Genomic DNA, 10,301 nt, shown 5'->3' on the forward strand with positions numbered 1-10,301 from the left:
GCCGGTTGCATCGACCGTTCCTTTAACGGAGCGGGTTGCCAGCGCAAACTCGCGCGATCCAGGTTGGTGCTCAATGCGCTCGATACTGGTTCGGCCGGGCGCCAAGGCGGCCGCAATACTTGCGCAGCTCGCGCTTCCGTCGACGACGCGAATCCGCTGCTGCACGCGGTACACACCGCGGAGACCGGTGGCCACCGCAGATACACTGTCGTCCGGTGTTCCGTCCGCGTTCGTGGCGATGGTCTTCGAGTCGGTGGGCGTTCGCGCGGCTGGCAGTACGGGTTCCGCAGGACTCGTCGAAACGACCGGCGCCGTCAGGGGATCGGCAGGCGGCAGCGGGAGCATGGATTGCCCATCGATCGCTCGCACGGCGGGCGCCACGACCGGCAGGATCGCGGCGGCCGTCGCGGCCTCCGTCTTCCGATTCGCGATCCCGATCGCGCCCGCCGCGAACACCAGGAGGCCAGTCGCAGCCATGACACCAAACCAGATGCGCTCCGTTCGCTGTGCCTGCGCGGCCTGCAGGGGGCTGACACCAATCCCCGCGCTGCGCCACCGCGGCACCGGCCGAGCGGTCGCGATCGCGGTCACCCCCGATGGGCGCGTCGTCGCCAGCGTCCGTCCGCCCGTTCGCGGCGTCGGCATCGCCACTTTCGATCCTCGCGTGGGCTGGGGCGATATCGCAGCAGATACGGCGGTGTGGCCGCGCGTCGAGGCGCCCGCGCCGAACGAAGCGCGGCGCGAGCCGTCGACGGGCTCGAGCTCATGGGACAGGGCCGGACGTGGCACGGTCGCAGGGCCGACGCCCAACGCTGCACCCCACGCGTCCACAACCCATCGTGCCACGTCGGGTTGCAGGTATCGCGTGGCGACCAGATGATGCACGAGAGGCGCGCGACGCATCTCCCACGCGTCGGTCGTGGATCCGATGGTGAATCGCGCGCGAAACGCGGCATCGACGGAGAGCAACAGATTCACCAGCGGGCGGTGATCGCTGCCACAGGCGTCCAGCAGTTCGTTGACGACCCGAGTCGGCGACGACTGGAACAGCGACGCGTCGCGTCGCCACGCATCCGCGAGCGCCGTCGCCGCGCGCGCAAAGGCATCAGTCGACGCGGACATCGCCGGACTCAGCGCAGGGCGTCGAAACGGAGGACGCGGGCGGGCCTCGCGTTGCCAATCCGAACACGGCGACCCACGATGCATTCCACCGACGCATTTCGACCGACCAGCACGTCGGTGTCGCCGTCCACGATATACCAGGGCACTTCGCTGGTGTTCACGAGCCACCACTTGCCCTGGTGCTGGGCCACGTAGCCGCGCGCCGTACGATCGGCGCGGTCATCAGGCAACGCGCCGACCTGCACATGCCAATCGTGCAACGTGAGATGATGCCACAGCACGAGGCTGTCCTGCTCCGAAACGACTTTGTCGCCGGTGTCCTGATGGAGCTCGGCCACGAGCACGGGGGCCGCGGCCCGTTCGTCGCCGCGCAAGCTCGTCATCGGTAACCCCTTCCCGAGAATCGTCCACTTGCCGGAGGACAGCGGGAAGAGATGGCGCATGGTCTTGTACAGCGCGACCTCCCACTCGGCCGCGTCGGCGCGCTGCGACGGGGCATGGAGCCCGTGCACGAAGGTTTGCGTGAAGCAGTGTGCCAATGCGGGTCCGAGTCGCGTGCAGGCCACCTCGATGGCTTTCACGGAGGGGTTGCGCCGATCGGTTGGGTGCTCCACGAAGAGCGCCTTCGCGCCCATCGAGAGTTGCTCGTCCTCCTCGGCGGAGCGCGTGCTGTTCACGCGCTTGCCTTGCAACGGATGACGCTGGAACAGCAACTCGTACAGCAGCACCGCGAGTGCGTGTTTGTCCGTGGCGATCGAGGGCTGTGCCTTGTTCGCCAGGACCTCCGGGGCGATGTAGCCGGGGGTTCCCAGCACCGACGGCGGTGCGATCCCGGGGACGACCAGCGAATCAATGTCGATGATGCACGCCTCTCCGCCTTTCGGATCGACGAGCACGTTCTTGTTCGACAAATCGGCATGGGCGAGTCCGGCCATGTGCAGCCGCCGCACCGCCCGGGTGAGGCGCACGGCAATCTGCAGGCGGGTCAAGAGCGAGCCGCTCTCCGCCTGCGGGACGAACTTGGAGGCCTTGCTGCCGGTGAACCAGCGCACCTCCTTCTCCTGCGCCTGACCGAATCGATCCGTGAAGTAGAAGTTCTTGCGATAGGTCGGTGTGACGACGCCGATGGCGGGCCAGACCAATTGGTGCCGCGTGGCGAAATCGCGCGAGATGCTCTGCGCGCCGTCCACCATCCCCACCGGCCAGCAGAAGTACGGCGCCCAATAGGCACCGTTGGTGGCAAGCGTGGGGTTGTACGTGGTCAGGATGCGCGTGAGGCGTTCCACGCGCTCGCGCCGATCGCGCAGGCTGCCGTAGTAGAAGCCGACGGCGTAGCGCCGGTCCTTCGTGAGGAAGACACGCTTCTCGGCGCCGGTGCCAACGGGCTCGTCCTCCAGCTGGAGAACGCGCCCGTCAGTCAGGCGGCAGCTAACGGCGCCCATACACTCCCCACTCTCCGGGCTACGCACAGCGTCCGATCATCGTTCTCGCCGCGCTTCTCGAATGACAGCCACTCGACCAACGCGCGCACCGGATCCGGCGCGTTCAGCACCGTCGTGGTGTGCGCCGGCGACACGCCCGCGGCGGTCGCGTGCTCGGACGATACTCCCTGCTGCAACTGCTGATACAGTGATGCCGCATGGCGCGGCAGGGGATACCATGGATCCTCCACGCCATCACTCGCGAGCAGCACGGCGGCGCATCCCGCGGCCGGCTGCACCAACACCGATTGCTGCAGTCGCGCCAACGCGCCGGCGTCCGGCAAGAAATGGGCGACTTCGCCGGAGAACTCCCCCGAGTCGCCCTGCATTGGTTGGCTCGTCCGCCCGTCGTCGTGCAACCACACGATGCCGCCATCACCGACTTGCAGGAGACCGATCGCGTCGTGATGCAGAGCGGCCACCAACAGCGTGGTGCGCAACGCACGTGGGGCACATCCCGTCCGCTCGGCAAACGCTTCCATGGCCCGCTGTACGTCACTGGCGGCGGTCAGGAGCGCTGCGCGCAACGTGCTCGCCGGCAACACGCCGTCGACGCGTGGCGCCGGGGCCTGCAGCAGCTCTCTGAGCGCGTCTGTGACAACGTGCACGGCGATCGCGGCACCGAGTCGGCTATACGGCGCCGATCCCGCACCGTCGGCCACAGCGGCGCACCATCCGTGTTCGCACAGGAGCACGGTGCCGGCATCCTCCCGATGCTCGCCGCGATGCGCATGCAAGCGTCCGCGGCGCGACGCGACCAACAGCTCCCAGCCGCTGCGTCGCCCGTGTGTGCCGACGGCCTCCTCGTGCTGTGGTGCGCCATGCCCGATGCTGATGCCCGGGGCGATCGCCTCGAGATGCTCACGCCACTCGTCGGGACACCAGGGGACGGACGGCGTGACCACGGCCCACACGGGTCGAGGAGGAAGCGCTGGCGTCGCGACGATCTCGGGAGATGCGATTGGCTCGTCGCTCACGGAACGATCGTGATGCCGGGCGGCGGCGGCGGCAGGGTAATGCCGCCTCCATCTGCCACGGCGCCGACTTTCGCGCTGGTTTGCTTGATGGACGCCGACACGAATCGGAAGAAGGCCTTGAACGCGTCCGGCGACATGTCCTGCATCTTGATCACGATCTCGGTGACCTGCTTGAGCGCTTCGACATCGGCTTGATCACCGCAGGCGACCGCGATGATGTTGGCCGGCCGTCGTTCCCGAAGCTGTTGCGCGTACATCGGCCACTCGGCGTCGGTGGGGGCGCCGTCCGAGAGAATGAACACGAGTGGTCTCCAGTCCCCCTTCTGCTCGGCGGTCGTTCGGACCAGCTCGCGCTCGAACGAGTCCAGCAGGAGGCGCAACCCGGCGCCGAAGTTGGTCGTTCCGCTCGCCGAAAGCTCCGGCGGATTGAACATGGCGACTTCAGTGAGTGGGACGAGTTGCTGTGCGTCGTTGCTGAACGTGAGCACGGACAGATAGGCGCTCTCGATGGACTGGGGATCCCCCAGCAAATCGCGATGCAACTGGCGAATGCCGGACTTCACCGACTCGATGGGAGTCCCCTGCATTGACCCTGAGACGTCGGCGAGGATGTAAACGGGAAGGCGACGGGTAGACATCGGTGTCGTGATGGGAAGGCGAGGGGCAGGGAGCCCGGTGCTCCGGCGGTCGCAGGATCAACGCCACGCCGCGCGTGGCGGTTTCGCCCCTGCGGTCGTGGGTTTCCGGCCGGCCGGGTGGGTTGACGCGAAACCCCGCAATGCCGAGGTGGCATTACGGGGCGGGTTGCGCGGTGGGCAAGAGCCCGATGCGCAGGTCCAATCGCCGCGAGGCTACGGCTGATTCATGTTGCCAGTACCCACCGTGGTGGCACGGGTTGCCGGGGTGGCACTACTCGTCGCCTTGACCGTCGGCTGAACCGACGTCGCCGGCTTGGCCGTGCTGTCGGTCGCCGTCGGTGCGTCAGCTGGTGTCCCCAACCCTTGGAAGGGCACACCGTTCCATTCTGCCCGACCCCACAGCGCCGGGTAGTGCTTCACCATCTGTGCGCCGTACAGCGGCTTGTAGGCGCCGTTGTGACAGGTCACGCACTGCGCCTTCGGGGCATCGCCCTGGGCGCCCAACCGCACCGCCGGGTAGACCGGCTGCAGTGGCGACAGGTAGTTCTGATTCACGTCGCGCAGCATGAGGATGCCGTGATACGCGGTGACGCGAGCCGGCGGCGCTTCCTTCCAGCTGGCGAACTGCCGGCTGTTGTGGCAGTAGGTGCAGTTCACGCCCAACGAGCGGGACTGGGACATCATCAGCGAGTACGTCCACTCGGTCTGCTTCACCGAGCTTCTGTTCATGTTCGTCGGTGTCAACTGCTGCGTGATGACCCGAGCGCCGTCGCGATCGAGATAGTGCCGCAGATAGTCCGTCTGGGTCGAGTAGAACCAGAGGCCGTTCGGCAACGGCTTGCCCATGTGACAGGTGTAGCAGGTCACGCCGGTGTTCTTCACGTGCTGTGAGTACTGGCCGTTGATCTGGCGGGTCATCTGCAGCATGCGACGGGCGACGAGCTTCGTGTACAGCGGCTTGCCGTTCGGCAGCGTGTCGGACGCGAGATTGGCGATGTTGTGGCAGTAGGCGCAGTTGCCGGTGCCAGCCACCCACGTGCTCATCGCCACCATGGTGCGGTTGAATTCACCGACCGAGATGTCGTTCAGCACCTGCACATTCTGCCATGGGAGCGGCCCCGGCGGCGACGCGCCCGCAGGGGGGAGCGGCGTGGGGATCTTCACCTGCGCGAACTTCGCCTTGAGATCGCCGTGGTCGTAGTTCTGCTCCATGGCCGTCCCGCGGTACCCGACTTGAACCGAGTCCGTTCGGGCATCGCCGCACGCCCCCAGCGACAGCATTGCCAGGGGGATGGCCGCCGCGACGAGGCGGCGGCGCGTGGGTGTCAGGAAACTCACGGTGACTTTCCTCCAGCAGGAGCGGCGGGCGGCTTCGCGGTAGCGGGACCGACTGCTGCCGGCGAGGCAGCCGCCGGCGTGGCGAGCGAGTCCACTCGGGTCGAGTCCACCGGCAGGGAATCGGCGGGCGTCATCAGAGCCGTCGAGTCGAGCATCATCGCGGGTTGCGGTGCCACGTACGTGGGGAAGGAGTCCGGTGCGGTTCCCTGATACCGGCCACGCAGCAGTTCCTGCTGTTCGACCGTGAGCGTGTTCTGCGCCGGATAGGGCGAGACCAGACCGTGCTTCACACCCCAGAGATACCAATTGTCCACCACGGTGCCCGTCAGCAGGATGCCAATGCCGCCGGTAAACGTGGTGAGCACCGCAAACCACCAGGCCCACCGATGGATCGACTCCATCGTCGCGTTGAACCCCATCGTCCAGCGCCAGAACAGCATGGAGCGCTCGGCGGCCGTGCCTCGGTCGGTGATCTGCTCAATCTCGCGTTCGCCGCCCAAGCGGGCGACCGCCAGGATCGTCGCCCCGTGCATGGCGAAGAGCACCGCGCTGCCATAGAGGAAGGCGATCGAGAGCGCGTGGAACGGATTGTAGTACAGGTTCCCGTAGCGAATCGAAAACGCCGACGTCCAGTCGAGGTGTGGGAAGAGGCCGAATGGCACCATCTCACTCCAGCTGCCAACCAGCAGCGGCTGGAAGAAGAACGTGGAGTACAGGAAGATGGCCGAGCCGAACGCCCAGGGCAGATGCGTGCCCATGTTCAACGCCGTGGCCCGACGGTACACGCGCAGCCACCAGAGCAGAATGCTGACCGTCAAGAAGAAGCCGGCCATCAGATACCAGCCACCTTGCTGCAGCGGCGGAACGTGCAGCCCATACTGCGGTGGCGGCGGCTCAAGGGCGAGCCACGGCAGCTGTCGAATGAATTCGACCGGATCCCAGCCCACGGAGGCCCACATATTGAGGCCGATGATCTCGAAGGCGAGGAATCCGAAGAGCAGCGAGAACGTGCCGGCGGTTCCCAAGTAGACCGGGCCGATCTGCGCATCGCCGAACTTGCCGGCGAGATACGAGAAGGTCCCCGTGCCCAAGCGTCCGCCCGGCGAATCCTCGATCGGGATGCCCGCCTCGGGGACGGTGCGGACTTGGACGCGCGTGAAGAGATTCTGGTACTCAAGCATCAGGTCGATTCTCCTCAGCGCCAAATCGGAAGATTAAGCCACCAGCCCCACCACTCCGGCCACCCCGACGACCAGAAGGGGCCTGAGATCACGATACAGATGGCGCTCCAAATCGCCGCGCCCATCGCCAGGAACAGTCCAAGGCGATGAATGCCAATCGCGCCGATCGAGTACCCGAGGAGATCGCGGAAAAACACGTTCTCGGTTTCGCTCGTACCCACCGGCGTGCCCTTCTTCGGATTCGTCACCGACAGAATCAGTGACCCGTGCATCGCCAAGGCGAGGCAGTTGGTGAAGAAGAACGTCACGGCGATCATGTGCGCCGGATTGTAGTGGAAGTGCAGGTACTGATACCCGACGTTCGACACCCAATCGAGATGGGAGAAGATGCCGTACGGGAAGCCGTGTCCCCAGGCGCCGAGTAACACCGGCCGAATCACCACCAGGGTCACGTACGCGAGGATGGCAGCCCCGAACGCAAACGGGATGTGCATGCCCATTCCGAGCTTCCGGCTGATCTCGGCCTGACGGAGCGCCCAGCTACCGAACGCACCGATCGCACACATCGTGATGATCTGCCAGAGTCCGCCTTCGCGGAGCGGAGCGAAGCCCAGACCATACTTCAGGTCAGGCGGCGCAATAGAGATCTGCCACAGGTTCCACGTCGGACCCATGGCTGCGCCCCAGACACAAAGCACCGTGCCAAGGACGATAAAGAAGATGGCCGAGACGCCGAAAAACCCTACGTAAAACGGACCGAACCAGAAATCGAACAGATCTCCGCCGATCAGCGTCCCACCGCGTACACGGTACTTCTTCTCAAAACTGAGCATCGCCATGGGCGATTTCTCCAAGCGAGCGTCGAGGGCTAAGGCTGGCGTCGGCCGGAGATGGCTTCGCACCGACACGTGCGAATCGCCACTCCGGCGTGGACGCGCGAAGAGTTACCGGCCGGGCGGGAGCGGCGACATTTCTGCCGCCATCGCCGGAGCCGAAGCTCCAACGGGTGCCTGCACGGCGGACAGCGTCCCGTTCTCGATCCACGAGTAGCGCTGCGAACTAAGCAGGATGAAATGAATGACGAACGCGAGTGCGCCTACAAAGCCGGCGACGGCAACCATCACTCGACGCGGGTCATACATCAGCCAAATACGATGCATGACAGCTCCTTAACGGGTGGCGGCAGGTGCAGCCGTATTCGCGTATGTAGCCTTGAGCGAAGCGGGCCAATTGAACTGGCTGTACGCCCACAAGTGCATGAACAACACCGCGCCCGCGATGAACGAGCCGATGCCGCCCATAATCAGGTGTGGATCCAGCCCGATCCAAATGCGATACATGTTGGTCTCCTAAAACGCTGTTGAAAGGGAAGGTCCGGCGAAGCCTAGAACCAGGGACGCCACGACCACGCCAACAGGTGCGCCATGACCGCGCCCATCACCCACACGCCCGTGCCCGCGATCCAGTACTTGTTGAAGCGGATCGCTTCCTCCTCCGTCATTCCACCGCTCTTCTCGTACATCGACATCGAAACCTCCGAGTGTTTTCGAGCTGCCGCGCTCGTCCCGCGCGGCTGGGGAGTCGTCCCCCGATCGGGAGACGGCAGGAACCTCTTGAAGACGGGTGTAAACTGTGCCTGACAGTCAGCAGCGTCAAGGAAAATTTACACCAATCCCCGTTTTTTTCTGACTCGTCGCCGTAATCGCCTCCCATGACATGGAATCCGGCCCCGTCGCCTCTCGATCGCCTGCCCGAACAGTGGCCCGATCGCGCCTACTCGTCCTTCCACACGGTCGGTGCCGTGCGGTGGCATGTGCAGCAACAGGGGGACGGGCCGACGGTCCTCCTGCTGCACGGCACCGGCGGATCCACCCACTCCTGGGCGGCGTGCACCGCCTCGCTGGCGCGCCGGTATCGGGTGGTGGCCATCGACCTCCCCGGACACGGCTTCACGCAGGCCGCCGACCCGGCGGCCCGCGCGCATCAGCCGTTCGCCCTCGCGGAGATGGCCACGGCCGTGGCCGCACTGCTGCGGCACCTCGACGTGCTTCCCCGGTTCGCCGTGGGCCACTCGGCCGGCATGCCCGTGCTGATGCAACTCGCCCTGCAGCGGGACATCGTGCCACAGCACCTTCTTGGGGTGTGTCCCGCGATCGTGGCCCCGCCGACTTGGTATGTCCAACTGCTCGCCCCGGTGCTCGCGGCCGTCGTCGAGTCGGATGCTGTCGCCGCCAGCGGTGCGTGGGCCGCGCAACGCACGCCGCTCGTCCGCCTGATGCTCCAGAGCGCGGGATCCCCCCTCACGGCGCCGCAACTCGCTCGCTACGAGTGGCTCTGTCGGCAGCCCGACCATGTGCACGCCGCGCTGTCCATGATGTCCCGCTGGGATCTGCCCGCCTTGATGCGGGAAGCGGCCACCCTGTGCACTCCCCTCACGCTGCTCGCGGGGCGGGCCGATCGCTGGGTGCCGCTCCCCGCGCTTCGGCGCGCCGCTCGACGGCTCCCCGCGGCAACCCTGGTCGACGTGCCGGGCGGGCATCTCCTCCCCGAGGAGCATCCCGACGAGGTGCTCGCCCGGATCGAGGGGCCGTAATGAACAACGCCACCGGAGACGTGATCCGGTGGCGTTGCTCGTGGTGACGCCGGCCGTGCGGCTGGGCGCGCGTTACGCCGTGGCGCCGGCAAGTCCACGACGTGAGGCCAGCACGTGGTCGCGAGTGACCGTGCCGTCGCCGAGTTCGCGGGCGTCCTTCTCCGATAGATCGCGCAGGCGTTTGGCGGCGCTGATGCGGATCAGGATGGGGTACGTCTCCACGATTTCATCGAACGTACTCTTGGCCTCGTCGTCCCACGGTAGCTCCTTGTGCATGCGCGCCGGCGTGGCGTCGATTTTGTCCATGTCCGTACCCAGCGGCAGGATGTGAAACAGCGCATCGAACAGCTGGTTGCACACTTCCTGAATGAGGTACGTCGCGCCGGAATAGCCCATGAACGGCGTGCCCAGATGGCGACGGATGATCGCCCCCGGGAACGACGCCGGGATGTACATCGAGCGTGCACCCATTTCCGCCAGATACATCCGCTCGTTGTAGCTCCCGAACATGATCAGCGGTGGCGTGGCGCGAATCGCTTCGCGGACCGCCTGATTGTCGGGCTTCACGCCTGGGCGGCGCGAAAACGCGAAGGTGCAGGGGAGTCCCATCTCCGTCTCCAGGAAATGGCGCACGCCACGGGCATAGGTTTCATTCGCCACGATCGCGAAGCTGGCCGTGCCGAAGAAGTCCTGCGTGACGCTGCGCCACAGGTCCCACAGCGGCTTGATCGTGGTGTGCTTCTCTTTTTCGATGAACGGCTCGGGGTCGAGCCCCAGCATCTCGCCCAGGGTGCGCAAGAATTTCGTCGTGCTGTGCAGGCCGATCGGCGCCTGCAGATACGGGCGGTCGAGCGCTTCGCACAGCATGCGGCCGAATTCGCGATACATGCAGACGTTCACGTCGGCATCCACCAGTCGCGGCACCTCTTCCAGGTGGCTGCCCATGGGGAACACCATGTTCACGTCGGCGC

The 10,301-nt window shown here is 65.9% G+C and carries 10 protein-coding genes and 2 pseudogenes; 1 reads left to right on the forward strand and 11 read right to left on the reverse strand.

Translation table 11 applies throughout. The features are described from left to right. The 10 genes and pseudogenes from ACIRA7_RS11945 to ACIRA7_RS11990 all read right to left on the reverse strand — a co-directional run. Positions 1-1,122, reverse strand: a pseudogene (locus ACIRA7_RS11945) (hypothetical protein); the annotation flags it as partial. Between the two features lie 8 nt (positions 1,123-1,130). After that, positions 1,131-2,564, reverse strand: coding sequence for a lipopolysaccharide kinase InaA family protein (locus tag ACIRA7_RS11950; RefSeq protein ID WP_396221071.1), 1,434 nt, complete (start codon positions 2,562-2,564; stop codon positions 1,131-1,133). Continuing rightward, the gene (locus ACIRA7_RS11955) at positions 2,540-3,580 is read right to left on the reverse strand and encodes a PP2C family serine/threonine-protein phosphatase (protein ID WP_396221072.1); all 1,041 of its coding nucleotides are present in this window, start codon (positions 3,578-3,580) and stop codon (positions 2,540-2,542) included. Before ACIRA7_RS11955 ends, ACIRA7_RS11950 begins: the two co-directional genes overlap by 25 nt. After that, the gene (locus tag ACIRA7_RS11960) at positions 3,577-4,218 is read right to left on the reverse strand and encodes a VWA domain-containing protein (RefSeq protein ID WP_396221073.1); all 642 of its coding nucleotides are present in this window, start codon (positions 4,216-4,218) and stop codon (positions 3,577-3,579) included. Before ACIRA7_RS11960 ends, ACIRA7_RS11955 begins: the two co-directional genes overlap by 4 nt. 213 nt (positions 4,219-4,431) lie before the next feature. Next, positions 4,432-5,556 (reverse strand): photosynthetic reaction center cytochrome PufC, encoded by a 1,125-nt coding sequence (gene pufC / locus ACIRA7_RS11965; protein ID WP_396221074.1) that lies wholly within the window; start codon positions 5,554-5,556, stop codon positions 4,432-4,434. A 260-nt stretch (positions 5,557-5,816) separates the two neighbouring features. Then, positions 5,817-6,737: pseudogene (gene pufM, locus ACIRA7_RS11970) on the reverse strand (photosynthetic reaction center subunit M); the annotation flags it as partial. Positions 6,738-6,751: 14 nt separating this feature from the next. Next, on the reverse strand, positions 6,752-7,576 hold the full coding sequence (gene pufL, locus ACIRA7_RS11975; RefSeq protein WP_396221075.1) for a photosynthetic reaction center subunit L: 825 nt from the start codon (positions 7,574-7,576) through the stop codon (positions 6,752-6,754). A gap of 105 nt (positions 7,577-7,681) precedes the next feature. Then, positions 7,682-7,897, reverse strand: coding sequence for a light-harvesting antenna LH1, alpha subunit (gene pufA / locus ACIRA7_RS11980; RefSeq protein WP_396221076.1), 216 nt, complete (start codon positions 7,895-7,897; stop codon positions 7,682-7,684). Positions 7,898-7,906: 9 nt separating this feature from the next. Further along, a complete protein-coding gene (locus ACIRA7_RS11985; RefSeq protein ID WP_396221077.1) occupies positions 7,907-8,077 on the reverse strand; it encodes a light-harvesting protein in 171 nt (56 codons plus the stop codon). Between the two features lie 44 nt (positions 8,078-8,121). Next, on the reverse strand, positions 8,122-8,265 hold the full coding sequence (locus tag ACIRA7_RS11990; RefSeq protein WP_396221078.1) for a light-harvesting protein: 144 nt from the start codon (positions 8,263-8,265) through the stop codon (positions 8,122-8,124). 183 nt (positions 8,266-8,448) lie between these two features. Here ACIRA7_RS11990 and bchO point away from each other — a divergent pair, with 183 nt between their 5' ends. Further along, positions 8,449-9,330, forward strand: coding sequence for an alpha/beta fold hydrolase BchO (bchO, locus tag ACIRA7_RS11995; protein WP_396221079.1), 882 nt, complete (start codon positions 8,449-8,451; stop codon positions 9,328-9,330). 72 nt (positions 9,331-9,402) lie between these two features. On the opposite strand, the gene ACIRA7_RS12000 is transcribed toward bchO, so the two are convergent. Beyond that, on the reverse strand, positions 9,403-10,301 hold an 899-nt coding region (locus ACIRA7_RS12000; RefSeq protein WP_396221080.1), incomplete at its 5' end, for a nitrogenase component 1.

Source organism: Gemmatimonas sp. (assembly GCF_044376735.1).
GTDB lineage: Bacteria > Gemmatimonadota > Gemmatimonadetes > Gemmatimonadales > Gemmatimonadaceae > Gemmatimonas.

Bases quoted from the DNA above. Each gene is read 5' to 3' on its own strand.
- ACIRA7_RS11950 (WP_396221071.1), bottom strand. From the start codon at position 2,564: ATGGGCGCCGTTAGCTGCCGCCTGACTGACGGGCGCGTTCTCCAGCTG.
- ACIRA7_RS11960 (WP_396221073.1), bottom strand. From the start codon at position 4,218: ATGTCTACCCGTCGCCTTCCCGTTTACATCCTCGCCGACGTCTCAGGG.
- pufL (WP_396221075.1), bottom strand. From the start codon at position 7,576: ATGGCGATGCTCAGTTTTGAGAAGAAGTACCGTGTACGCGGTGGGACG.
- pufA (WP_396221076.1), bottom strand. From the start codon at position 7,897: ATGCATCGTATTTGGCTGATGTATGACCCGCGTCGAGTGATGGTTGCC.
- ACIRA7_RS11985 (WP_396221077.1), bottom strand. From the start codon at position 8,077: ATGTATCGCATTTGGATCGGGCTGGATCCACACCTGATTATGGGCGGC.
- ACIRA7_RS11990 (WP_396221078.1), bottom strand. From the start codon at position 8,265: ATGTCGATGTACGAGAAGAGCGGTGGAATGACGGAGGAGGAAGCGATC.
- bchO (WP_396221079.1), top strand. From the start codon at position 8,449: ATGACATGGAATCCGGCCCCGTCGCCTCTCGATCGCCTGCCCGAACAG.